The organism is Mycobacteroides sp. PCS013 (assembly GCF_049532645.1).
Classification (GTDB): domain Bacteria; phylum Actinomycetota; class Actinomycetes; order Mycobacteriales; family Mycobacteriaceae; genus Mycobacterium; species Mycobacterium gwanakae.
On record NZ_CP150131.1, the window covers coordinates 4,379,689 to 4,401,820 of the forward strand.

Annotated in this window: 25 protein-coding genes; 11 read left to right on the plus strand and 14 right to left on the minus strand. The window is 63.6% G+C overall.

Annotated elements, in window-relative coordinates; genetic code table 11:
* Positions 1-151: 151 nt before the first annotated feature.
* Together RHO23_RS21770 and RHO23_RS21775 are read right to left on the minus strand one after the other, a co-directional pair.
* Complete coding sequence (locus RHO23_RS21770) at positions 152-775, minus strand: superoxide dismutase (protein WP_030096167.1); 624 nt, start codon at positions 773-775, stop codon at positions 152-154.
* 197 nt (positions 776-972) lie between these two features.
* Entirely contained in the window at positions 973-1,128 is a 156-nt protein-coding gene (locus RHO23_RS21775; RefSeq protein WP_101312434.1) for a hypothetical protein, read from the minus strand.
* Between the two features lie 175 nt (positions 1,129-1,303).
* On the opposite strand from RHO23_RS21775, the gene msrA reads away from it, so the two are divergent.
* The 5 genes from msrA to RHO23_RS21800 all read left to right on the plus strand — a co-directional run bounded on the left by msrA (position 1,304) and on the right by RHO23_RS21800 (position 5,850).
* Positions 1,304-2,059: a peptide-methionine (S)-S-oxide reductase MsrA gene (gene msrA, locus RHO23_RS21780; protein WP_030096166.1), complete on the plus strand. Its 756-nt coding sequence runs from the start codon at positions 1,304-1,306 to the stop codon at positions 2,057-2,059.
* Positions 2,060-2,303: 244 nt separating this feature from the next.
* Positions 2,304-2,630, plus strand: coding sequence for a rhodanese-like domain-containing protein (locus tag RHO23_RS21785; RefSeq protein ID WP_423488337.1), 327 nt, complete (start codon positions 2,304-2,306; stop codon positions 2,628-2,630).
* Positions 2,631-2,711: 81 nt separating this feature from the next.
* Positions 2,712-3,875, plus strand: coding sequence for a DUF4328 domain-containing protein (locus tag RHO23_RS21790; RefSeq protein WP_423488338.1), 1,164 nt, complete (start codon positions 2,712-2,714; stop codon positions 3,873-3,875).
* Positions 3,850-4,719 (plus strand): glycerophosphodiester phosphodiesterase, encoded by an 870-nt coding sequence (locus tag RHO23_RS21795; RefSeq protein ID WP_096498345.1) that lies wholly within the window; start codon positions 3,850-3,852, stop codon positions 4,717-4,719. Before RHO23_RS21790 ends, RHO23_RS21795 begins: the two co-directional genes overlap by 26 nt.
* A gap of 75 nt (positions 4,720-4,794) precedes the next feature.
* Positions 4,795-5,850: a GGDEF domain-containing protein gene (locus tag RHO23_RS21800; RefSeq protein ID WP_423489275.1), complete on the plus strand. Its 1,056-nt coding sequence runs from the start codon at positions 4,795-4,797 to the stop codon at positions 5,848-5,850.
* Positions 5,851-5,859: 9 nt separating this feature from the next.
* Here RHO23_RS21800 and RHO23_RS21805 read toward each other — a convergent pair whose 3' ends face one another.
* The 5 genes from RHO23_RS21805 to RHO23_RS21825 all read right to left on the minus strand — a co-directional run bounded on the left by RHO23_RS21805 (position 5,860) and on the right by RHO23_RS21825 (position 10,256).
* Complete coding sequence (locus RHO23_RS21805) at positions 5,860-6,753, minus strand: SAM-dependent methyltransferase (RefSeq protein ID WP_057967327.1); 894 nt, start codon at positions 6,751-6,753, stop codon at positions 5,860-5,862.
* A 179-nt stretch (positions 6,754-6,932) separates the two neighbouring features.
* Positions 6,933-7,478 (minus strand): ferritin, encoded by a 546-nt coding sequence (locus RHO23_RS21810; RefSeq protein WP_030096160.1) that lies wholly within the window; start codon positions 7,476-7,478, stop codon positions 6,933-6,935.
* Between the two features lie 172 nt (positions 7,479-7,650).
* Positions 7,651-8,208, minus strand: coding sequence for a ferritin (locus tag RHO23_RS21815; RefSeq protein ID WP_030096159.1), 558 nt, complete (start codon positions 8,206-8,208; stop codon positions 7,651-7,653).
* 18 nt (positions 8,209-8,226) lie between these two features.
* Positions 8,227-9,168: an LCP family protein gene (locus RHO23_RS21820; RefSeq protein WP_423489276.1), complete on the minus strand. Its 942-nt coding sequence runs from the start codon at positions 9,166-9,168 to the stop codon at positions 8,227-8,229.
* A gap of 326 nt (positions 9,169-9,494) precedes the next feature.
* On the minus strand, positions 9,495-10,256 hold the full coding sequence (locus RHO23_RS21825) for a CPBP family intramembrane glutamic endopeptidase (RefSeq protein ID WP_070917070.1): 762 nt from the start codon (positions 10,254-10,256) through the stop codon (positions 9,495-9,497).
* A 22-nt stretch (positions 10,257-10,278) separates the two neighbouring features.
* Here RHO23_RS21825 and RHO23_RS21830 point away from each other — a divergent pair, with 22 nt between their 5' ends.
* Positions 10,279-10,968, plus strand: a complete 690-nt coding sequence (locus tag RHO23_RS21830; RefSeq protein WP_064407520.1) for an alpha/beta fold hydrolase — start codon at positions 10,279-10,281, stop codon at positions 10,966-10,968.
* Here the strand turns inward: RHO23_RS21830 and RHO23_RS21835 are convergent.
* Positions 10,965-11,750 carry a DUF2470 domain-containing protein gene (locus RHO23_RS21835; protein ID WP_030096155.1) on the minus strand — a complete coding sequence of 262 codons (786 nt, stop codon included), beginning with the start codon at positions 11,748-11,750 and terminating at the stop codon, positions 10,965-10,967. The two genes, RHO23_RS21830 and RHO23_RS21835, sit on opposite strands and share 4 nt — an antisense overlap.
* A 144-nt stretch (positions 11,751-11,894) precedes the next feature.
* Here RHO23_RS21835 and pheA point away from each other — a divergent pair, with 144 nt between their 5' ends.
* Both pheA and RHO23_RS21845 read left to right on the plus strand, forming a co-directional pair.
* Positions 11,895-12,821, plus strand: coding sequence for a prephenate dehydratase (gene pheA, locus RHO23_RS21840; RefSeq protein ID WP_064407522.1), 927 nt, complete (start codon positions 11,895-11,897; stop codon positions 12,819-12,821).
* Complete coding sequence (locus RHO23_RS21845; protein WP_030096153.1) at positions 12,818-13,504, plus strand: histidine phosphatase family protein; 687 nt, start codon at positions 12,818-12,820, stop codon at positions 13,502-13,504. The genes pheA and RHO23_RS21845 overlap by 4 nt, the downstream gene beginning before the upstream one ends.
* Here the strand turns inward: RHO23_RS21845 and RHO23_RS21850 are convergent.
* Positions 13,501-13,728: a hypothetical protein gene (locus RHO23_RS21850; protein ID WP_075908321.1), complete on the minus strand. Its 228-nt coding sequence runs from the start codon at positions 13,726-13,728 to the stop codon at positions 13,501-13,503. The genes RHO23_RS21845 and RHO23_RS21850 overlap by 4 nt on opposite strands.
* 155 nt (positions 13,729-13,883) lie before the next feature.
* Between RHO23_RS21850 and RHO23_RS21855 the strand changes: the two genes are divergently transcribed.
* From RHO23_RS21855 to RHO23_RS21865, 3 genes are all read left to right on the plus strand, one after another.
* A complete protein-coding gene (locus tag RHO23_RS21855) occupies positions 13,884-14,987 on the plus strand; it encodes an oxygenase MpaB family protein (RefSeq protein ID WP_423488339.1) in 1,104 nt (367 codons plus the stop codon).
* Positions 14,984-15,541, plus strand: coding sequence for a peroxiredoxin-like family protein (locus tag RHO23_RS21860; protein WP_423488340.1), 558 nt, complete (start codon positions 14,984-14,986; stop codon positions 15,539-15,541). Before RHO23_RS21855 ends, RHO23_RS21860 begins: the two co-directional genes overlap by 4 nt.
* A 129-nt stretch (positions 15,542-15,670) precedes the next feature.
* On the plus strand, positions 15,671-16,297 hold the full coding sequence (locus RHO23_RS21865) for a TetR/AcrR family transcriptional regulator (RefSeq protein ID WP_070917064.1): 627 nt from the start codon (positions 15,671-15,673) through the stop codon (positions 16,295-16,297).
* On the opposite strand, the gene RHO23_RS21870 is transcribed toward RHO23_RS21865, so the two are convergent.
* From RHO23_RS21870 to RHO23_RS21890, 5 genes are read right to left on the minus strand one after another with little or no spacing between them, the layout of a single operon-like run.
* Positions 16,248-17,807, minus strand: coding sequence for a flavin-containing monooxygenase (locus RHO23_RS21870; RefSeq protein WP_423488341.1), 1,560 nt, complete (start codon positions 17,805-17,807; stop codon positions 16,248-16,250). The two genes, RHO23_RS21865 and RHO23_RS21870, sit on opposite strands and share 50 nt — an antisense overlap.
* Complete coding sequence (locus RHO23_RS21875; RefSeq protein ID WP_423488342.1) at positions 17,804-18,838, minus strand: alpha/beta hydrolase; 1,035 nt, start codon at positions 18,836-18,838, stop codon at positions 17,804-17,806. Before RHO23_RS21875 ends, RHO23_RS21870 begins: the two co-directional genes overlap by 4 nt.
* Positions 18,835-20,370 carry a flavin-containing monooxygenase gene (locus RHO23_RS21880; protein ID WP_423488343.1) on the minus strand — a complete coding sequence of 512 codons (1,536 nt, stop codon included), beginning with the start codon at positions 20,368-20,370 and terminating at the stop codon, positions 18,835-18,837. Before RHO23_RS21880 ends, RHO23_RS21875 begins: the two co-directional genes overlap by 4 nt.
* Positions 20,367-21,227, minus strand: a complete 861-nt coding sequence (locus RHO23_RS21885; protein ID WP_423488344.1) for an SDR family NAD(P)-dependent oxidoreductase — start codon at positions 21,225-21,227, stop codon at positions 20,367-20,369. Before RHO23_RS21885 ends, RHO23_RS21880 begins: the two co-directional genes overlap by 4 nt.
* Positions 21,224-22,096: an SDR family NAD(P)-dependent oxidoreductase gene (locus RHO23_RS21890; protein WP_064410100.1), complete on the minus strand. Its 873-nt coding sequence runs from the start codon at positions 22,094-22,096 to the stop codon at positions 21,224-21,226. The genes RHO23_RS21885 and RHO23_RS21890 overlap by 4 nt, the downstream gene beginning before the upstream one ends.
* Positions 22,097-22,132 lie beyond the last annotated feature (36 nt).

The window sequence follows — 22,132 nt, forward strand, 5'->3', positions numbered from 1 at the left end:
ATCACTCTGACATCACAATCCACATCGCGCGACGCTGCTCTTTCCAGAGTTACCATGCGCGGAGTCGGCCCGCAATCGCTAGCGGACACGCCGGAAACACACTTGGGCCCCGGATTTGTAACAAACCCGGGGCCCAAGCGAAACAGCAAGATCAGCCGAAGATCAGACCGGATGTCTTCGTGGTTGCCGCGGTGTAGCGGTCCTGCACGTCGGCCCAGTTGACCACGTTCCAGAACGCCTTGACGTAGTCCGCCTTGACGTTCTTGTACTGCAGGTAGAAGGCGTGCTCCCACATGTCGACCTGGAGCAGCGGGATGATGCCCAGCGGGACATTGGCCTGCTGGTCGTACAGCTGGAAGGTCAGCAGCTTCTGCCCCAGGCTGTCGTAACCGAGTACGGCCCAGCCGGAGCCCTGCAGGCCGTTGGCCGCGGCGGTGAACTGTGCCTGGAACTTGTCGAACGAGCCGAACTGGTCGTCGATGGCGGCGGCCAGATCGCCGGTGGGCTTGTCGCCGCCGTTGGGCGACAGGTTCTTCCACCAGATGGAGTGGTTCACGTGGCCACCGAGGTGGAAGGCCAGGTTCTTCTCGTTGAGGAAGATCGCGGCGTGGTCGCCCTTCTCGCGAGCCTCTTCCAACTTGGCGACAGCGGAATTGACACCCGCGACGTAGGCCGCGTGGTGCTTACTGTGGTGCAGCTCGTTGATCTGTCCCGAGATGTGGGGCTCCAGCGCTCCGTAGTCGTAGTCCAAATCGGGCAGTGTGTACTCAGCCACGAGATTCCTTTCGGCTTGCTTCGTATCCGCGTGTGTGCAGATCCATTCAATGAGAAGACACGGCCAAACCGGTTTCACCGGATGCGCCGGCCTACCGATTCAACCCTGCTCTATTGCGCAACGCGTCGCAAGGACGCACGCATCCTCAATTGGTTACCCAATGTTGGCCGGATGAAACCGGGCGTCGAATATCCCGGCTAGATCAGGATGAGAATCGCGAGGCCGGCCGCGAGGATGACGGCGATTACTAGCGCGCGGAATGCCGCGACACGATAGGACGTGTTGTAGCAGCGAGGTGTCAGCTGCCAGCCGGAAGTGGACATCGACTCATGTCCTGCCGACTGTGCCGTCATCGCTGCCCTCCTGCTCACATTGCAACTACCCTCGCGGTGAGATGAGTCACATCACCTCGCGTGTGACGGTCATCATAGCTCCAAATCGCGATGCGCGAAAATTCACCCTGCGTGTACCTGGAAACCCCAGCTAGACCAGCAAATTGGCTGGGTGCCACGGCGTACCATTGAACCCATGGCTTCTTGGGTAGATAACGTTCGCGATCAGATCCTGGGACGGCTCGAGGAAGGGCTCAAACCGGGGAAGGCGGCAATCGTTGAAGAGGGTGCGGCCCTGCCGGGGCGTGCCACCCCGATTCGGGTGTCCGGTGTCCATTTCGTCAACGGGCACACGATCGTGCCGCCCTTTCCCGAGGGGCTGGAGACCGCTGTGTTCGGGGAGGGCTGCTTCTGGGGTGCCGAGCGTGGGTTCTGGAACCTGCCCGGTGTCTATTCGACGGCCGTCGGCTACGCCGGGGGTTACACGCCCAATCCGACCTACGAAGAGGTGTGCTCTGGACAGACCGGTCACTCCGAGGTGGTGCTGGTGGTGTTCGACCCCCGCCAGGTGACCTACGAACAGCTGTTGGTGCAGTTCTGGGAGAGTCACGACCCGACCCAGGGCATGCGGCAAGGCAATGATCGCGGCACGCAGTATCGCTCGGTCGTCTACACGACCAGTGAGAGCCAGGCGGCACAGGCCGCCGCGAGTGCCGCACGGTACGGCGCCGCCCTTGCCGAGGCGGGGTATGGCGCTGTCACCACGGAGATTGCTCCGTTGGACGGCCCGCTGGGGGATTCGGGGGCCGCTTCCCGGACCTTCTTCTATGCCGAGGAGTACCACCAGCAGTACCTGGCGAAGAACCCGAACGGATACTGCGGCCTGGGTGGGACATCGGTGTCCTGCCCCATCGGACTGGACGTACCGCCCGGTGGTCCCGCGCAGGCGTGAGCTATCCCACGGCAGCGACCATGAATTCGCTAACTATGCACAGGCGGTGCTACGGTTCCCCGTCACCAGCCCTGCTGAGCGCCGCTACGAAGTCCTGGCCAGCGCAAATGCAAATGAGCAGCATGTGGTTTGTGGATCAACCTGTGGATACTGTGGATAAGCCGACATTGCTGTGGCGTGCGTCACACTGCGAAAAGTTGCAGGCGCGGCAGGTGTCATACCAATCGAGCGACAGGAATGGACGATGAGCTTCCCCTCGGGTGATGAGGTCCCACAGGTCGGAATCGACGAGATCTCGGCCGCGCTGGATCTTGGTGTCAAGTTGCTTGACGTCCGTGAGGACGACGAGTGGGCGGCGGGGCATATCGACGGCGCGCAACATATACCGCTCGGCGATGTGCCCTCTCGGATGGACGAGCTGGATCCGGACGCTTCGCTGTGGGTGATCTGCCATGCGGGTGGGCGATCTCAGCGCGCGGCCGCCTATCTGAACCGCAACGGATTCGATGTCAGCAACGTCTCTGGCGGGATGTTGGCCTGGGTACAGGCAGGTAAACCCACAATCAGCTGAGCGCCTGGCGACCAACCTCGTGGGTTGGTGTCTGTGTACTACTCGCTGCCGATTGCCCCCTCAGGCCGTTACGCTGGACGAATGATCCAGGTGTGCTCCCGCTGCGGTACCCAGTGGAACGTGCGTGAGCAGCGTCGATACTGGTGCCCGCGGTGTCGGGGCACGCTCCTTGAGCCGGGCATGACAGCACCGGCGCGCCATGCCGCGCCGGTTTCGCGTCCGCCCGCTGCTGCGCAGCCGTCGGGTGGCAAGTATTGGGTTCCGCCCGCCGCGCGGGGGCCCGTGGCAACGCCCGCCGGCCGTCCGCAGGCGCGTCCGACACGGCTGCCCGCGGGATATCGATGGATTGCCGTGCGCCCCGGCTCGCCCCCGACCGCCACCCGTCGCCGCCGTCCGCTCGGGCCGACGCCGCGCTACGCGTACATCCCGCGCTGGGGTCTGGTCGACCACATCGAACCGGCGGGATCCTCACGCCAAGGGATAGCCGGGGGTCGTGTCCCCAGCCGGGTGCTCGAAAGGCTCCTGCTGGCCACAATCATCACCCTGGCAATCGTTTCGTGTGCACATTTTCTTCGATATGCGTTGATGGTTTACAACCGCGGAGCACTGATTCCCAGGTTCGTCGCCAGCACGTCGAACGGGCTAGTGCTCTTCAGCGTGGCGCTCGCCTTCGCGGTGATGGTGGCGACCGCGTGGTTCCTCACCGAGTGGATGATCGCGCGTCGGGCCGAAACCTACCGGGACCTGGGATTTGAGGATCCGCGGGCGCGCTGGGAGATCCGCGTGGGGTGTCTGCTGCCGATCGTGAACATCGTCGGCGTACCCCTGCTGCTGCTGGAGCTCGCCAAGATAGAGAACCGCTGGTACCGGCAATACCGAAACATCGTGTGGTGGTCGGTTCTGTGGGGCCTGACCTGGCTGCTGGTGCTGGTGACTTGGGTGGCCCGTGACTCGGTCACTGTGCAGGGAGTGGCGGACAACGCGCTGTTCACCGCGATCGACTACGCGATCGCAGCGGTAGCGGTCTGGTCCCTTCGGCGCGTGTACGACGGCTTCACCGCGCCAGAAGGACATCACCGGGCGGTGCGCTGGCTGGCGGTGGAGTCGCCGCAAGGGCCAGTGCCGATTGACGCCGATCAACCCGATGTGCCGGCGACACGCGAGGACAATTCCGGCGCTGCGGTTGAACGGACGGGGCAGGAACCGGCAGCATTGGAGCGTGACCGAGTCGCCGGAGCCTGGTGATGGGGAGGACCCTCAGCTCGTGCAAGGAGCCGACGAGATAGACGGCAGGGCCGAGCGTCACCCATTCGTCGTCGCGCACCGGGGTGCGTCGGCGGATCGGCCCGAGCACACTCTTGCCGCATACGAGCTCGCCCTCGAAGAGGGCGCTGACGGTGTGGAATGCGATGTTCGCCTCACTCGCGACGGACAACTGGTCTGCGTCCACGACCGCAGGGTGGATCGCACGTCCAATGGGACCGGATTGGTCAGTGAGATGACACTGAGCCAGCTGCGCGCGTTGGACTTCGGAGGATGGCACCCCGGCGGAGCGGAGGCCGGGCCGAGCACCGGGCTGCTGACCCTCGAGGAGCTGGTCTCGCTGGTGCTCGACTGGAACCGCCCGGTGAAACTATTCATCGAAACCAAACATCCGGTCCGCTATGGATCGTTGGTGGAAAACAAGGTGCTGGCGTTGTTGCACCGGTTCGGCATCGCGGCACCAGCGTCAGCGGATATGTCGCGGGCAGTCGTTATGTCGTTCTCTGCCGCGGCGGTATGGCGTATCCGCCGCGCGGCGCCCATGCTGCCGACGGTGCTCCTGGGGGAGACGTCGCGATATCTGGGAGGCAGTGCCGCGACCACCGTGGGAGCCACCGCGGTGGGGCCATCCATCGCCACCTTGCGCGAGCACCCGGAACTGGTCGACCGGGCTGCGGCGCAGGGGCGAGCCACCTACTGCTGGACCGTCGACCATTACGAAGACGTCGAATTCTGCCGGAGCATAGGCGTCGCCTGGATAGCCACCAACCATCCCGGCCGCACCAAAGCATGGTTGCAGCGAGGGCTCACCGGTACCGCGCTGTAGTTGAATTTCTGTCATTAACCCCTATTTGCTACACGGGTCAGGCCCATAATCACGTTTGTGGCTGGTGACACGTCGCTGACATACGGGGAGGAGTACAGACTCGCCACGCGCGCGTTGCGAGTCAGCCGTAACCTGGTTCCTCTCAAGATCGCCATCGGATTGCTGTGCATGTCGATCGTGGTCTTTGGGGTACTCATTCAGCTCCATCCGATGGGGCCGCACGGTGTGTTGCCCAGGGTTATTCACGGCGTATTGGTGGCTTCTTCTCTGGTCGTCGGGATGTGCTGGATCGTGCTGCCCTGGCCTAAACGCCGCACGGCGATCGCCTTCGTGTGTTGGGCGGATATCTCATTGGTCCTCGGTGCGTGCATGCTCTCGGCGCCCGCCTCCCGCCTGGGCGCGATTTCACATATGGGCCTGGTAGGTGTGTTCGCAGCGTTCTTGCTCGGTTGGCGGGTGCTGGCCGCCCACTGTGTCTTTGCGACCGCGGCGATCTGTGCCATCACGGTGTGGAATGTCCATCTCGGCGAGGCCACACTTTTCGGGCAGTACGTCTACCACGCACCCGTCATCTCCTCCGTGGTGTTGTTGCCCCTCATCATCCAGGCGGTGATCGAGGGCGGAAGGAGATCGCTGACGGCTGTCTCCATTGCGGCACACCAGGATCCGCTTACCGGATTGTTGAACCGCCGCGGCGTGCAACTGGCGTTGAACTCACTGTTGTTCGGGCAGCGCGCCCCGCGAATCGTCGCTGTCGTCTTGGTGGACGTGGATCGTCTCAAGGAAATAAACGACACGCTGGGGCACGAGGCGGGCGATGAAGCCATCAAGGCTGTCGCTCAGGTGCTCACCACTACGGCCCGGGCCAGCGATATCACGGCCCGGGTGGGCGGCGATGAGTTCATGATCGTGGCCTTTCATGATCGGGCCGAGGAAGCAGTCGCGTTCATCGAGCGGGTCAGCACACTGCGAGCCGGTATCGGACCGCACGGTGCCACCGTCAGCGTTGGATCAGCCTGGCGATCGACGGGCGATGCCGGCTTTGATTTCGAGTCTCTGCGCAGAACCGCAGATGACATGCTTTATCGCGTCAAGCGCGCTCGAGATTCGAATCTCAGTGCGGCGTCTTAGTTCTCGGCGCTAGGAGAGGTACGTCGATGGCAGCGTCGCGGTGAGAAACCGGCGTTCCGCAAATTCCTGGGCGTACGGTGCCGGCTCAGCGCTCAAAGCCTTGGCGTAGCGCTGCGCGAGTTCGTGCCCGGTGGTCGTGCCGGCAAGCCAGCCATGCCCCGACAGCCACTCACCGGAACGGGTCCGTCCGTCGTTCGCCAGCGTGAGTTCCTGCACCTGGAATGTGTCGGGAGTCAACGCATCGCGAACGTCGGCCCACGGCTGGCCGGAGGGTGCTGCGCCGTCGGTGTCGGTGGCGATGGTGCTCCCGAGGGCCGACATCTCGATGACGCGCTCAAAGAGTGCGTCATGGCTGGGGCCTGGCAGATGTGAGACGAGTGCCTCGGCCAGCCATGCGGTGGGCAGATCGGGGTCAAACCCGGCTGCGGTCAGGTCGGGCTGCCACGGCCCGCTGAGGAACGTTCCGACCTGTCGGCGTTCGGCGCGCGGTTGCGCACCAATCTCGGCGAGCACCTCTTGTTTGAAGCCGAGTAGCTCCGGATAGTCGACCTCGAAAACCGTGGTGCCATCAGGCCAGTCCAGCCGATAGGCGCGGGTGTCTAGGCCACCCGCTAGCAGCACCACCTGGCGGGCGCCGGAATGTGTTGCAGCCAGCAGGGAGTCGTCGTAGTGCCGCGTCATCAGTGACCGGCAATGCGCGATGAACGATTTGTGGTCGCTAGTCGGATCGGCAGCAACGGGAGAATCCGCTGGTTGATGGTCGAGGAGTGCTAACGCGTAGGGGTCACCCGATGCCAGTACCAGGTGTTGGGCCAATGTGTCGACAAACAATGGGTTGGCTCGAAGTGACTCTATGGCGCGAGAAGCAGTGAGCGTCAATTGAATCTGTCTGCCGCGGGACATCCGGTACGCCGCCCCCCTTTCCGTAGCGTCGTCCTTTGAGGTGGCAAATCAGGATCTGCCAATCAAGATTAGCCGACGGGGAGTGAGAGAACGGGCGTGATGGGTGCGAAAACAAACTCTCCCCCGTTCTCGACCGTGGTCGAGCGCGAGGGAGAGCAGTCAGCGGCGCGTCAGGTTGGCTACAGCGAGCCACCCGCGGCCGGGGGTGCGGTGGGATCGCTTGATTCGACCGAGATCTCGCGTGCGACGAACTCCTCCAGGTCGAAGTAGTTGTCTCCCGCACGCTCGGCCACGGTGAGCAGCGTGTCCATGAGGGCGACCTCTTCGACCTGTTCCTTGAGGAACCACTGCATGAACTGCTCGCCGATGTAGTCGCCTTCGTCCCGGGCGGTGCGGGCCAGCTCGGTGACCTGCTCGGTGACGGTCTGCTCCTGAGCCAACGCCAGCGCCAGCGGTTCGCGCGGCGCGGTGAATCCGTTCGTGACCGCGCCCACGGGCGGGATCTCCACGGAAACGCGCCGGTCGATCAGGTATCGCACGATCATCATGGCGTGGTTGCGCTCTTCTACCGCCTGCTTGTAGAAATGTGCGGCGAGCTGCGGAAGATCGGCGTCATCGAAATACGCGGCAATAGCGATGTATTGCTGCGACGCGGTGAACTCGTGGCCAATCTGGTCGTGGAGAAGCGCGTTGAATTTAGTCTTGGGGGTGTCGTTCGCGGACATGAACTCGACAATAGACCAGGTCAGAGGCCTTGTCAGCCAAGGTCAGCCTTAATGAGGTTACCGTCACCTAAGTAATTCCCGAATTTTACGCAAGGTAATTGGCGAATTCTTAACTTAGCCAAAGTTAATTTCTGTGCAACAACAATTGGAAATCGTCGTGCACTAAATTGATTTAGAGTGCGCCCCCGGCGGCAGGGGGAGCGGTGGGGTCCTGCCCGATGGGCCGGTTGAGCTCGCGCGCCACGAAATTCTCCAGATCGAACAGGTCGTGGTCGGCACGATCGACAACCGTCAGCAGCGTGTCCATGGCGGCGACCTCCTCCACCTGTTCCTTGAGGAACCACTGCATGAACTGCTCGCCGTAATAGTCGCCCGACGTACGGGCCGCGCGGGCGAGCGCGGTGATCTGGTCGGTGACGCGCTTTTCCTGTTCGAGGGCCAAGGCGATGGGTGCGCGCGCATCGGCGAATTCGTTCACGACGCCATCAACGCCGGGGATCGAGACGTCCACGTTCTTGTCGATCAGATAGCGGATGATCATCATCGCGTGATTGCGCTCTTCGACCGCTTGCGCATAGAAGCGCTTGGCAAGCTGCGGCAGATCGGCATCGTCGTAGTAGACCGCGATCGCGATGTACTGCTGGGAGGCCGTGAACTCGTTGCCGATTTGGTCCCGCAACAGTTCGAGGAACGGTGAAGATGCGCGCGCATGGAGGTCGGTGGTAGCCACACCGAAAAGCCTAGTGCGTCAAGGGGTCGGTGTGGCCGGGTCGGGCAAGAGGTCTGCGGGTACTGGCTGACCGGTGCGCAAGGCCTCGAAGAGCCGTGCTGAGGCCTCCTCATCCCAGGTGACGACGTCCCCCGCCCAGTTTGAGGAGAACGAGCCGATGGGCATGGTCAGGTTTTGAGTAGAGGCGGTTAGGGCCAGGCCCAGTTGAGCCAGATTCCAGCTGTGATCGCCCTGAGCGACGGTGATGGCATCGGCAGTAGAGGTGGCGAGTGGATACCACCGGAATGGGTTGGCCCACACCGCCGGACTGCTCACACGGTGAAAAAGCGCGGCCATGAAAATCCGCTGATGTGTCATGCGGTCCAGGTCTGCACGAGGTGTGGCCCTACTGCGCACATATCCAAGTGCGTTGGGCCCGTTGAGTATCTGACACTCGGCGGCCAGACTGACTCCCGCTAGGGGGTCGTCGATCGGCTCGTCGAGACACATCGAGACGCCGCCGACGGCATCGACCACCGAGGCGAATCCACCGAATCCGATTTCCGCGTAGTGGTCCATGCGTAGGCCGGTGGCCTGTTCGACGGTTTGGGTGAGCAGGGCCGCTCCGCCCAGCGTGAAGGCGGCGTTGATCTTGTCGCTTCCGTATCCGGGAATGGGAACGTACGAATCCCGGGGGAGGGACACCATGGTGGCGGGCCCACCGTCGTAAAAGGCCGGTATGTGCACCACGAGGATGGTGTCGGTGCGGCCATCACCGGTGTCGCCACCGGTAGAGAGCTCCGCCTCCTGTTCGGGGCTGAGGGCTTGACGGCTGTCGGAGCCGACCAGAAGCCAATTTGTCCCGCTGCCGGGCAGCGGGCGTTCCGGATAGTCGGTGAGCGCGTCCACGCGGTGCAACCGCCCGTCGATCCAGAACGCCGTGCCGACGATGGTGCAGAACCCGACGAGAACAAGAGTCACTGCGAGAAGGAGAGTGCGCCGTATCCAGGTGCCCCACCGTCTGGTGCGGCGCGGCCGGGACGGCGGTGGGGGCGGCGGCGGTTTGGCAGGCGGTGCGGGCCGCCGGGGTCGCACATCACGTGAGGTCGGACGCGGCGGTGGGGAGTGCTCCCGGCGCGGCGGCGGTGGTCCCTGTCGACGCGGTGGGGTGCGGGCCGGTGGAGGCGGCGGCTGTTGCGGATACCGCCGGATGACCTCGCTGTCCTCCCGCCCGTCCCGTCGATGGGGGCGCCGCCCACGGAAGGGGATGGTGGGCTCGGTCATCGTGCGCATCCCATGAGATGAGGCTAATGGAGCCAGCTCAGGTGATCCCGGAGCAACGCGAACCCGACGAAGGCCACGGTGTCGATTACGCCGTGGGCGACAACCAGCGGCCATAGTCGTCCGGTCCGCTGCCAGACGTATCCGAAGACCAGGCCCATCACCAGATTTCCGATACCGGCCGAGACGCCTTGATACAGGTGGTAGCAACCTCGCAGCAGTGCCGAGAACGCGATGGCGGTCGCTGTTCCGTAGCCCAGCTGCCGCAGTCGGGTCTGCAGATAGGCCACGACCACCACTTCCTCGGCCCAGCCGTTTGCGAAGGCGGACAGCACCAGCACCGGTATGCGCCACCAGGTGTCGTCGAGTGAGGCGGGAATGACCTGAACGCTCAAGCCCATCCAGCGCGCGCCGACGTACAACGCCAGGCCAGGAAGTCCGATGAGCGCCGCCAATCCGAGCGCCCCCAGGCCATCGGTACGCGAGCGCCAGCGGGCGAGCCCGATCGATGACGGACCGAATCCGCTGCGCCACAGCAGATACACCGCGAGTGCGCCCCACGCGATCAACCGGGTGATCGACACGAGATTCAATCCGAGGTCGATCAGGCTCAGCTCGGCGCGACGGGGATTGAGGGCGACGGTCTGGCCGGAAAGCCCCGCGATGACGGCAGATGTGAACTGCAGAAGGGCGCTCACCGCGCTCATCCCGAAGCTGATGGCGAGCACAATCCCCATCTCGATGCGGATTGTGCGCGCTGACATGTCCGATTCGGCCACGGCGCTCATTGTGGCTGGTATTGGTAGAAGAGTGTCCGATGTGGTGAGCGCGTTGCGCTATGTGGCATCGCCCGATGGAGTGCGGCTGAGCCTGACTGTGTCCGGCGAGGGGCCACCGCTCGTCATGGTGCACGGAGCCATGGATTCGGGGGCGACGTGGTCTGATGTCGCCACAGAGCTGCAGCGGGACTTCACCTGTTTTCTCATCGACCGGCGTGGGCACGGCGCGAGTACCGACGCGGCAGAGCACAGCCTGGCGCGTGAGGCCGATGACGTCATCGCGGTGGCCGCGGAGGCCGGGCCGGATGCGGTGATACTCGGCCATTCGTTCGGCGCCGTCGTCGTCTTGGAGGCGTTACGTCGCGGACTCGATGTGGCGGCTGTTGTCCTTTACGAGCCGCCGCTTCCGGTGTCGGAGAGCGTGGCGGTGGCGAATCGGGAAGGCAGCGAGGCTGTCCGAGCGCGTTCGGTGACGGTGTCGCGGGAGTTTCAGGCGCTCGAAAAGTGCGCGGAGGTGCTCGATGAGTACACCCGGGCGGTCATCCCCATGCTGCTGCTGGAGGGGGCCAACTCGCCGATGCAGTTCCGTGAGCCAGTGGGCTACCTGGCGCGGCGGGTACCCGGCGTGCGAGTCAAAGAGCTTGTCGGACAGGACCATTTCGCGCACCGAACTGCTCCGGCGATGTTCGCCGGGGTGTTGCGCGAGCTGTTGCTGGGTTAGATCTTTCGGGCGCGCAGTCCGTTGAGGAAGGGGCAGCCGGCCAGGATGCGCAGCGCTTGGCTCAGTCCGGCAGTGTCGTTGACGGGTTCGTTGAACGGCAGCCTGACGTCGTGGTCACCGGCCTCGCCCTCCACGCGCAGTTGGATGCCGTAGCGGTCGATGCCGAGCAGCCGCACCTCACCGTGCTGCAGGCTCAGCGGAAGCCGCCGCGCCAGCCGCTCGACCAGATCGCGGTGGTCGTTGTCGATATGTGAGAGCCACCCGGCCTCGAGTGCGCAGAAAGGATCGGGGCGCGCGCCGAGCAGCGCGGAGACATCAACCGATTCGGCGCCGGTCGAATCGGCGACAACGACGGACTCCACGGTCAGGCACAGCAGGATCGAGCCGGGTTCCGTACGTAGCCGCATATCGGTGCGGATGTCCAGGAGTGCCGGATCGGGTGTGCGGCTGGCGATGACGTCGACGATGCCGCGGGCCTCCCGATCGGTGGCGGCCACGACGTTGCCGCGCACCCAGACCAGGGATCTGACCGGCTCGCGCAGCGGTAGCGGTGCCTGGTCTGTCAGTTCCAGGAGTGCCGGCATGCCGTTCGGCCCCGCGGAAACCACGGTCGCAGCGGTCGCGCTGTCGGCGGGGACCGCAACGGCGAAGGTTCCGTCGTCGAACAGGTGGTGCAGCGAGGTTCCGACCACATCGGCTCCGGCAATGGCGAGAGTGGAGCTTGCGGCGCGGGCGCATGCGGAGCGCACGCGCTCTGCGGTGGTGGGCGGTGCTGCGGTCATGGCGACCCTTTCCTTGGAACCCTGTCGTGTCAACCAACTGAGGTAAGCCTAAGTTAACAACGGACCGTGGAGAGTGCAAGGGACACCTGTGCTGTCGACTGTGTCGGGGGTTCGCCGGGCGGTGGAACGCCTAAGGTTTGGAGTGTGCAGCGCATCACGTATTTGGGGCCGGAGGGGACGTTTTCCGAGGCCGCACTGATCAAGCTGCGGACGACGGGGCGGATACCGGGTCTACCCGAGGTGGAGCCGGTGTCGGTGGCCAGCGCGCGCGATGCGTTGGTGCAGGTCCAGAAGGGTGACGCGACGTACGCGTGCGTTCCGATCGAGAGCTCGCTCGAAGGCCCGGTGGTACCGACGCTGGACACCCTGGCGGTGGGTGCTCCGCTGCAGATCTTCGCCGAGGCGGTGTTGCCGGTGTCCTTCACCATCGCGGTGCGGCCGGGCACTTCCGCGCAGGACGTGAAGACCGTCGCCGGTTTCCCGATCGCCGTCGCTCAGGTACGCGAGTGGCTGGCGGACAACTTGCCGAACGCCGAGCTGGTCGCCGCCAACTCGAACGCTGCGGCGGCCGAGGATGTGAAGGCGCAGCGGGCCGATGCGGGAGTGTGTACAGAATGGGCCGCGCAGCGCCTGGGGCTGAGTGCCCTGGCCAGCGGTGTCGTGGACGAAGCGCATGCGCACACCCGTTTCGTGCTGGTGGGTCAACCCGGGCCACCGCCACCGGCCACGGGCTCCGATCGCACTTCCGTGGTGCTCGGGCTGGGGAACGTACCCGGTGCACTCGCTGCCGCCATGAACGAGTTCGCGATCCGGGACATCGATCTCACCCGTATCGAGTCCCGCCCCACCCGGACCGGGCTGGGCACGTATCGCTTTTTCCTGGACTGTGTCGGGCATATCGACGATGTCGCGGTCGGGGAGGCACTCAAGGGGCTGCATCGCCGTTGTGAGGATGTGCGGTATTTGGGATCGTGGCCACGAGAGACGACGGCACCCGACGGCGCCAACCCACCGGTGTTGGACGAGGCGTCGGGATGGCTGGCCGAAACGCGGGAAGGGAGGCTGCGATGAGTGGGCGCCTTGTCCTGGTCCGGCATGGACAGTCTTATGGAAACGTCGAGCGCCGACTGGACACCAAACCGCCCGGTGCGGCGCTGACCGAACTCGGATTGCAACAGGCGCGCCTTTTCGCCAAGCAGTATGAAGAGCTGGCGCCAGCGGTCCTGGTGCATTCTGTGGCGCTGCGCGCGGTCCAGACCGCCTCCGAGATCGCGGGACATCTTGGTGTGGAAGCTCTTCAGCTCGACGGTTTGCACGAGGTACAGGCCGGGGAGTTGGAGGACCACACCGGCGTGGAATCGTTTGAGGTTTTCGACCGCACGTATGAGCGTTGGCATTTTGGTGACTTCGGCACCCGTTTGCCTGGTGGCGAATCCGCGCAGGACGTGTTCGACAGGTACCTGCCCGTTGTCGCCGAACTCCGGTTGCGGCACTTGGAAAACGACGCATCAACCGGCGATGTGGTGGTGGTGAGCCACGGCGCGGCGATTCGCCTGGTGGCGGCCACACTCGCCGGAGTGGATCCGGGTTTCGCGGTGAACCATCACCTGCGTAATGCGGAAGCGGTTGTGCTGGCGCCGATTACCGATGGGCGATGGAGCTGCGTGCACTGGGGTGATGCGGTGGCGCCATTCCCGCATCAGGAGGCTGCCAGCGCAGAGGAACTGGCGCAGTCGGCCGACCCGATGGGCTAACCGGCTAGTTGTATCTCGCCTTCGCAATCACATTGTGCGGCAATGCAATCGATAACGAGGCTGTGTCGAAGTAGATAGAGTCCGTCGCAATCGCGATCTGTGCACTCGGCGTGGCGAGTGGAATGCACGATGAGAGTGCCGTGACAGTGATCGATGTCCTGGACGCAGTCACGGCATGCCACACCGCAGCTGATGGCGTGGCGCCACTCCGGTGATTTCTTCATACCGGTGTTGTAGCACCGTATGCCGACAAGTCGTCGTAACCGAGCGGGCGGAAGAGCTCTTTTCCATATTTATATTGCAATGCAATCTGAATATCGATACTATTCCAACTGGTTGGAACCAAGCACGTCACACTGCGATGCAAGGGAGTTGGACTATGGGCAGCCTGCGAGACGACCCGAGGTACGCGGGAACTGTTGAGGAGCGTCGCAGGCGCGACCGGCGGTACGACTTCCTGTTGAAGCTGCACGGGAAGAACGGCAAGAAGGCATTGCAGATCGCCGAGGCGCCGCGCCAGGACGACGGCTACTTCGGGCTCGACTCGCTCAGCTTCAAGGTCTACGAAAACGTCATGATCGCCGGGATGGGTGCACTCTCAGGGTTGTTCATCTCCACCATCGACCCCGATGGCGCTTACGGCGTCGGCCAGCACACGACGTACTACTACGACACGGTGGGCAGGATCCGCCGGAGTCTGTTGTTTTTCGCCGGTGCTGTCGCGGGAGACACCGACGCGGCGGTCAAGGTAGGGCGAGATCTTTTCCGTAAGCACTCGCACGTCAATGGTGATGTGCCATCGACCGGCGAGTCGTATCGTGCGAATCATATTGAGACGCTGAAGTTTACGTATGTGGTCGGGTGGCCGCACCTCTGGCGTGCCTACAAGAGGTTTGGCGACCCGAACGCGACGTATGAGGACGAGTGCGTGTTCTACAAGGAGCAGGTGCGCGTGTGCGAGTTGATGGGCATGCCGGCGGGCGAGCTTCCCGATACGCCAGAGGCCGTCGAGGCCTGGGTGAAGGACGCGGAGAAGAACATCATGGCGGTTACCCGGCCGGCCCAGGAACTGTACGACTTCATGCTGCACAATCCGTGGACGCCGTTGTATCCCAACGCGATTATGAGTGCGGGCATCAAACTCGCGATCTGGGCGGCGATCCCACTGCTCACGCCGTACGTCCGGGAGATCTGTGACCTGGAGACCATGCGCATCCGGCCCGCCATTGGCACGTTCGCGATCAAGGGTGCCGTGCGTGCACTGCGTAATCCGATTGTCGAAAAGCTGATTCTTCCCTGGTTCGGATACGAGATGTGGGGATACATGCACAACGCGATCCGGCATGCACCGGATACCGGGCCGGTGCCTTTCGATCATGAGGTGGGCCTGAAACTGCAGCAGGGCAAGGGGGGAACACTCGAGGCCAGTGCATGCCCGATGCATGCCGTCGCGGCGGCGCGGTCGGTAGAGGCACTGGTATGACACGTATCGACATCATGGCCAATGAGCGGCTACTCGATGATCGTCACCACCTGCATGAGTTTCAGGAGCTGTGGGCCGAGGGCCCAGTGGCTTTCGTCTTCCTGCGCCAGTTCGGCAGTGCCTTCGCACTTCGGCAGGCCCAATCGCTCAACCGCTACCACGATGAGATCGTGGCTGCGGGAGCGAAAGTCGTCTTCATCGGATTGGGCACCTCTATCCAGGGCTTCACCTTTCGTAAGCGCAGCCAGACCCGGTTCTTGGTGCTGACGACGCATGACCAGACGCTGTACCGGACGATGGGGCTCTGGCGGTACCGAAGAGGAACGATCGGGCTCTCGAACCTCGGACCGTGGCTCGAGCTCATGCGTGAGGGTGTATATCCGTACCAACGAACGGGCGACCCGTATCAGCTGGGTGGTGTCTTCGTCGCGACCGCGGGAGGTCGTGAAGTCACCTGGGATTTCCGGGCGCACCGCGCCTGCGACGTCGCACCGGCGGGCGCCATAGCCAAGGCGCTCGTCGCCGCGTCCGCGCGAAATCCTGTCGCGACCTGACCGCCGCTGTAGCCCATGCCCCGAGCAGCGATCTCCGAGCCGATTGCGGTGGCTGGATATACTGCGAGCCACCTGGTTACGGTCGGGAATCGAAAGGCGCACGATGGGGCGCGCGGACTAGCGAGCGGGGTGTCGATGCCGAGGGCGCTGACACGCGAGGAGCTCCAGGCGCAGACCCGCGAGCTCGTGCTCACCGCCGCCGAGACGGTCTTTCTGCAACGGGGATTTCACGCGACGACGGTCGCGCAGATAGCGGCCGAGGCAGGACGCACCCAGGGGTCGATCTACAGCAACTTCGAGAGCAAAGACGCGTTGTGTCAGCAACTCCTGCGTATTCACTACGAAGGATGGCTGACGCAGGTCGCGCTGGCGGTGATGGCCTCCGAGGGGACGTCGGCCAAACTTGAGGTCGTCGAGGCGAAGTGGCGAGTTCTCAGTGGTGAGACCGATTGGATCGGCCTCACCACTGAGTATCTCCTGGCTGCCCGGCACAGTCCCGAACAATCAGAGCTCATCCGGGAGACGGTGTCGGGTCTGCAGGACGGGGTGAAAGCGGTACTTCTGGGACAGCTTCAGAGCGAAGGCATCGACGTAGACGAGGGCGCCCTCCTCGACGACGCGGTGGCGGCGATCATCGCGACGGGTATGGGTTTGGTGGTCAACCACACCATGGGCCTGGTCGGTCTCGATCAGTCGACCAGCGTGTTCATGCAGACCCTCGAGACGTGGCGAGATCGACTGAGTTCTTCTCACTAACGCTGGTGAACTCGTAGTCGGTGAATGGGAAATACCGGTTCTGCAGGCGCATCTCGGTATTGGTGGAGGGGCGGTACGCGGCAGCATCACCCTGATAGTTGATGTAGTAGGTGTTCGAGCCGGCACACAGCGGTGTGGGCAGATGACTCTTGGCGGCACGCGACAGCATCTGTTGCCAGTACTTGTCGTGAGGCTCCCGGCGAACCTCGCACCGGGTGGCTCCACGCCGCCGGGACTCCTTTATCGCTCGAACAGCATGGGCCACAGTTGATTCCAGTAGCACTAGGTATGATCCGGGCGAGTACGCCCACGGGCCGATCAGCATGTAGGCGTTGGGCCAACCCGGAATGGTCACCCCTTGGTAGGCCTGATAGCGATTCTCATCCCACCAGGTGTTCAGGTCGACGCCCTCGCGTCCCAGGCAGGGGAAGGGCGGGGTCGCGCCTTTTTCCATGACCTTGAATCCGGTGGCACAGACCAGCACATCGATCTTGTGCTCGACACCGTCAGCGGTGACGACGGAGTCCTCCGTGATGCGTTCGATGGGCTCGGTCACCAGGTCGACATTCGGCTTGGTGAACGTCGAAAACCACTCGTTATGCATCGAGGGCCGTTTGCAACCGAAGGCATAGGTAGGGGTGAGCTTCTTGCGTAGTTCGGGTTCTCCGGGGAGCTGCGTCCACATCCATCCCCGCAGGGCCAGACCAACGCTCTGCAGCACCGCCTTGTACAAGCGTTCCCCCAGCAGCTGTCCGCCTAGCAGCGCGCCGCCGAGCCCCAACTCGACGAGCACCATGCCGGCGCCGCGCAGGGGCGCGCGCAGCAGGCGATTGCCGAAGATGAATCGGGTGAGGGGGCCGGTCTTGAAGTCGAGCTTGGGCGCGACCCAGATCGCGGTGCGCTGGAACACCGTCAGGTGACTGACCTGATCAGCGATCGCTGGTACCAACTGCAGTGCGGTGGCGCCGGTTCCGATCACGGCCACCTGCTTGCCGGTGAGGTCGTAGTCGTGGTCCCACGCCGTGGTGTGCTGGAGCTTGCCGGCGAAGGTGTCGATACCCGGGATGTTCGGCAGGTTCGGCACCTCGAGCCCCCCGATCCCGACGATCACGTGACGTGCCGTGATTTCGCCTCGGTCGGTCTGCACATGCCAGATGTCGGTGGCCTCGTCGAACCGGCTGCCGAGCACCGTGGTGCTCAGCCGCAGCTTGTCGCGCAAGCCGTGTTGATCGACTACGTCCTCGGCGTACTGCTGCAGCTCTTCCCCCGGCGCGAACAGCCGGCTCCAGTTCCCGGTTTGCGCAAAGGAGTAGCTGTAGATGAAGGATGGAATGTCCACCGCCACACCGGGATACTTGTTGATAAACCACGTTCCGCCCACGGACGGATGCTTGTCGACGATGACGAAATCGTCGATCCCCGCCTTGCGTAGCTTGACGCCCGCGGCGATACCGCCGAATCCGGCGCCTACGACGAGGACCTCGTGTTGGGGGAGGGCGGGTGTGCTCACGATGTGCCTGCCTTGGAGATGGTCGGGTTGGTGATCTGGCCGATGAAGTACGCCATGTCTGCAACGGCTGCCCGAGCATCAGGCAGCAGATCCGCCGCTATCTGAAAATCGTGCACGGCGTGGTCCCAGATCTGAACCGTGCACGGCACGTTGGCCTCGGCGCAGCGGCGGGCCAATTGCTCGACATCGACCAGCAGCACCTCGAGTGATCCCACTTGAATGAAAACCTTTGGTAGGCCGGTGAAATCGTGGTTCACCGATGACCAGGCGGGGTCCAACACCCCGTCGGGGGCCATGCCCAGTTCGCCCGGAACGGAGAGAATGAGACCGGACAGCATCGCGTCACGGGACTCGTTCGGATGAGCCTTCTTGGCCGAACAATCGAGGTCCGCCCAGGGGGAGATGGCGGCGATGCCGCCGGGTACAGGTAATCCGAGATCTCGCGCGGCGAGCGCCGCGCTGAAGGCCAGTCCACCTCCGGCTGAATCACCCGCGAACACAATCTTGTCGGCGGTGTATCCCTGGTCGAGCAGATACCGGTAAGCGGTCATGGCATCGGCGACAGATTCGGCGATGTGCGCCAACGGGAGCTGGCGATAGTCGACCGCGAGTAGTCGCGTTCCCGCTGCCCGCGCAAGGCGTGCCGTCATGCGCCGGTGACTGTGGAGGCCGCCCAGAATGAAGGCACCGCCGTGGAAGTACAGCACCGCGCCCTCCGCCGGATTCTCGGGATCGGAAAGATCCTTATGCCAGAGCCATTCCGCGCGGAAGCGAGGAAACGTCACAATACGGCGTGCAGTACCCCTACTCGGCCGCAACGGGTATGCGGCCATCTCGACGAAGTTGACAGCCCGGAATCCGCGCGTCCTCAACGCGGGAAATCGCAGGACGAGTTTGGCAAGAAGCTCCAGCGGTGCTCGCAGCAGCACGCGCGCCACCGCGTGGGAAAACCTTTGTAGGGCTGATCCACTCCCCGTCATCTCGACGCTGACGGTGCCGCCCGTTGCGGCAATCGGTACCGAGTCGTTCATGCGAGCACCCCCGCGGGCTGCTTCTCGTAGATGTAGTCGTCGAGTGGGAACCTGCGTGTGCTGCGGCGTGCCTCGAAGAAACCTGCGGGCCGCAGGTACGTGCTGTCGCCCTGCGAGTTCCGGTAGTAGGTCGGAATATGTCCGTTCAGCTCCGCGAGGTAGTACCGGATCGCCTCGGACCGTCGCCGCACCGTCTGATGGTAGGTGTCGGCGATCTCCTTGCGTACTTCACAGCGAATCGCACCGCGCCGGATGGTCTCGGTGATCGCACGTACGGCGTGATCCGAGGTCATCTCCATGAAGGCATGCCAACCCGAGCCGGTCCACGAGTACGGTCCGCACAACGTCCATCGATTTGGCAGACCGTGCACCGCAACACTTTCGTAGGCCTGCAATCCCTGCTCGGCATAGTATTTCGCCAAATCGAAGCCGTTGCTTCCCAGAATGGCGCCGGGAAGATAGGTCTCCGGATCGGAGAACACTTCGTATCCCGTGGCCAACACCAGTACATCGAATTGGTGTTCGGCGCCATCGCGTGTCTGGACGCCGGCTGCGGTAATTCTCTCGATCGGCTCGGTGATCAGTGAGACGTTGTCACGGTTGTACGCCTGCAGATACCCGTTGGATATGGTCGGGCGCTTGGCAAGCGGGCCGAAGTTGGGAGCCAGTTTTTCGGCCGTGGACGGATCCTTTACCACCCAACGGATGTAACGCCGGTATGCGGCAATGCATGCCGCATCGAACCTGTCCATCGCGGGCCGTGACCATCGGAACGGCGCTCTGCTCAGGGTGCGTAGTAGTAGGTCGGCAAGTACCAGGACGGCGCCATTGAGTGCGGGCTGCACGCCGGGCGCCGCGTAAAGGGGGCGCAAGATGGGACCGATTTCAAGGTCCGGCTTGGGCAGTGACCACACCGGTGTGCGCTGAAAGACGCTGAGATGCGACACCTGCGGCGCGATCGTCGGAATGATCTGCACCGCACTGGCTCCGGTGCCGATGATGCCGACACGTCTTCCCGCCATATCGTACGAGTGGTCCCAGTCTGTAGGCCGTTGCACCTTGCCACCGAACGAGTCCGCTCCGGCGATGCCGACATCGGCCTTGGGGCGGACGAAGGCGCCGACGGCGCTGATCACGAAGCGTGCGGTGATGACCGAACCGTCGCTGGTGAGCAGGTTCCAGAATCCGGCGTCGTCCCACTCTTCCCGTTCGACGTTGGTGTTGAAGCGGACACGTTCGTGGACACCGAAGCGTTTGGCCACATCGACGTGATACTGCTTGACCTCGTCGCCCTTGGGAAAAAGCCTGCTCCACTGAGAGTTTCGTGCGAAGGAGTACTGGTAGGCGAAGGACGGAACATCCACCCCCAGGCCCGGATAGTGGTTCTCATGCCAGCTACCGCCCACGTCATCGGCCCGTTCCAGCAGCACGATGTTGCCGATACCGGCCTGCAGTAGTTTGACTCCGGCTGCGATGCCGCCGGGCCCGGCACCGATGATCGCGACATCGAATTCCGGTGCTGGTGCGCTCATTGTCCGACTCGATTCAGGAGGGGCTGCAGCCGAGACATCAGGCCGTCGGCCAGTTCGAACGAGCCGATACCGGTGACGACCCGGCTGAGACTCGGTGACAGGCGGTAGAGGCCGTAGATGAACCACGATTCGGGGTTTACGGGAACGACGGCCCAGTTGTGTCGCACCGATCGCTCGATGACGCGCGCCACCTTGTCCGGGCCTGCGTAACTGATCGACTGGATCTTGCCGGCGCGTGCGTACCACTGCTCTTGATCGGTCGCGCTGATGCCTGCGCGATGACCATTGGCGATCAGATTCGTGTTGATGACACCCGGGCATATCGCGGTGACGCCGATGCGGTGGCGACGTAGTTCGACGCGTAGCGCCTGGGAGGCCATCAGCACGGCTGCCTTGGCGGTTCCGTACGCGGCAATCATCTTGTGCGGCAGGAAGGCCGCACCCGAGGAGATGTTGATGATCTGACCGTGTACCCCGGCATCGATCATCTGTTGAGCGAATACGCGTGAGCCGTAGATGACGCTCATCAAGTCGATGTCCATGGTGCGCTGCCATTCCTGTGCGGTCATCTCGACGAAGCCGCCCCAGTCCATGATTCCGGCGTTGTTGACGAGTAGGTGTGGCGCGCCGAATTCGGCATCGACCCACTTACCGAAGGCCTCCCACTGTTCCTCGTCCGCGACATCCAATTGATACGCGATGGCGGTGCCGCCGGCGGTGACGATCTCACCTGCGGCGGACTCGGCGGCATCGATGTCGATATCAGCCAGGATTACCCGATCTCCCTGGGAAGCGAAGAGGCGGGCGGTTTCTCGCCCAATGCCCGACCCGGCCCCGGTCACGATTGCGGTCTTCATCGATCTGCTCCGATCCCCAAGGTGTTCAGTGTGCGCGCGCCCAGGTCCACGACACGTTCGGCCAGCGACATCCGTCCCAGGCTCATGAGCCCGCGGGACAGGCCGGGAGAGAGCCGGTACAAGTACCAGCCGAGCCAGGCTTCCAGACCGACCGGCACGGTGGACAGATTCCACCGCATGCCTCGCTCGATCGCAGCAGCGACATGATCGGGGGAGCGTCCGAGAAAGTGCTGACCACGGCTGAGTTTGTTCGTCCACGTTGTGCCCGTTGGGTTATCGACACCGCTGCGAGTGCCGTTCGCGGACAGATTTGTGTCGATCAAGCCGGGACAGATCGCGCTGACACCGATGCCCTGACGCCCGAACTCGGCGCGTAGTGCCTGTGTGCCGAACCAAGCCCCTTGCTTCGCCACGACATACGACGGCGCCAAGGACGTCGGCAGGAACGCCCCAACCGAGCAGATGTTGGCGATATGACCTCTTGCGCCGGCATCGACCATGCGCTGCACAAACAATCGCGACCCAACCAGCGGGCTCATCATGTTGATCGAGATCATCCGCCGCCAGTCCGCGCCGGTCTGCTCCAGGAAACCACCGGCAATGAGGATTCCCGCGTTGTTCACGAGCAGGTCCGGCAGGCCGTGGTGCTCGCATACCCAATCGGTGAATAGCTCCCAATCCGCCAGATCGGCGACATCCAGTCGGCGGAAGACGGCGTTACCGCCATCGCCCACGATGCGGTCAACCGTCTCAGCGCCGGTCGTCTCGTTGATATCGGATACCACGACGGTCCAACCTTTACGACCGAAGCGCTCGGCAGTCGCGCGTCCGATGCCGCTGCCCGCGCCGGTCACGACGGCTACGGGCATGGGTGGCATCCCCAGGACTGTGTGAACCAGAACGGC

What these genes read in the sequence shown, in the direction of transcription:
- RHO23_RS21775 (WP_101312434.1), bottom strand. Translation starts at nt 1,128, where the DNA reads ATGACGGCACAGTCGGCAGGACATGAGTCGATGTCCACTTCCGGCTGG.
- msrA (WP_030096166.1), top strand. Translation starts at nt 1,304, where the DNA reads ATGGCTTCTTGGGTAGATAACGTTCGCGATCAGATCCTGGGACGGCTC.
- RHO23_RS21785 (WP_423488337.1), top strand. Translation starts at nt 2,304, where the DNA reads ATGAGCTTCCCCTCGGGTGATGAGGTCCCACAGGTCGGAATCGACGAG.
- RHO23_RS21790 (WP_423488338.1), top strand. Translation starts at nt 2,712, where the DNA reads ATGATCCAGGTGTGCTCCCGCTGCGGTACCCAGTGGAACGTGCGTGAG.
- RHO23_RS21805 (WP_057967327.1), bottom strand. Translation starts at nt 6,753, where the DNA reads ATGTCCCGCGGCAGACAGATTCAATTGACGCTCACTGCTTCTCGCGCC.
- RHO23_RS21810 (WP_030096160.1), bottom strand. Translation starts at nt 7,478, where the DNA reads ATGTCCGCGAACGACACCCCCAAGACTAAATTCAACGCGCTTCTCCAC.
- RHO23_RS21825 (WP_070917070.1), bottom strand. Translation starts at nt 10,256, where the DNA reads ATGAGCGCCGTGGCCGAATCGGACATGTCAGCGCGCACAATCCGCATC.
- RHO23_RS21835 (WP_030096155.1), bottom strand. Translation starts at nt 11,750, where the DNA reads ATGACCGCAGCACCGCCCACCACCGCAGAGCGCGTGCGCTCCGCATGC.
- RHO23_RS21845 (WP_030096153.1), top strand. Translation starts at nt 12,818, where the DNA reads ATGAGTGGGCGCCTTGTCCTGGTCCGGCATGGACAGTCTTATGGAAAC.
- RHO23_RS21850 (WP_075908321.1), bottom strand. Translation starts at nt 13,728, where the DNA reads ATGAAGAAATCACCGGAGTGGCGCCACGCCATCAGCTGCGGTGTGGCA.
- RHO23_RS21855 (WP_423488339.1), top strand. Translation starts at nt 13,884, where the DNA reads ATGGGCAGCCTGCGAGACGACCCGAGGTACGCGGGAACTGTTGAGGAG.
- RHO23_RS21860 (WP_423488340.1), top strand. Translation starts at nt 14,984, where the DNA reads ATGACACGTATCGACATCATGGCCAATGAGCGGCTACTCGATGATCGT.
- RHO23_RS21875 (WP_423488342.1), bottom strand. Translation starts at nt 18,838, where the DNA reads ATGAACGACTCGGTACCGATTGCCGCAACGGGCGGCACCGTCAGCGTC.
- RHO23_RS21880 (WP_423488343.1), bottom strand. Translation starts at nt 20,370, where the DNA reads ATGAGCGCACCAGCACCGGAATTCGATGTCGCGATCATCGGTGCCGGG.
- RHO23_RS21885 (WP_423488344.1), bottom strand. Translation starts at nt 21,227, where the DNA reads ATGAAGACCGCAATCGTGACCGGGGCCGGGTCGGGCATTGGGCGAGAA.
- RHO23_RS21890 (WP_064410100.1), bottom strand. Translation starts at nt 22,096, where the DNA reads ATGCCCGTAGCCGTCGTGACCGGCGCGGGCAGCGGCATCGGACGCGCG.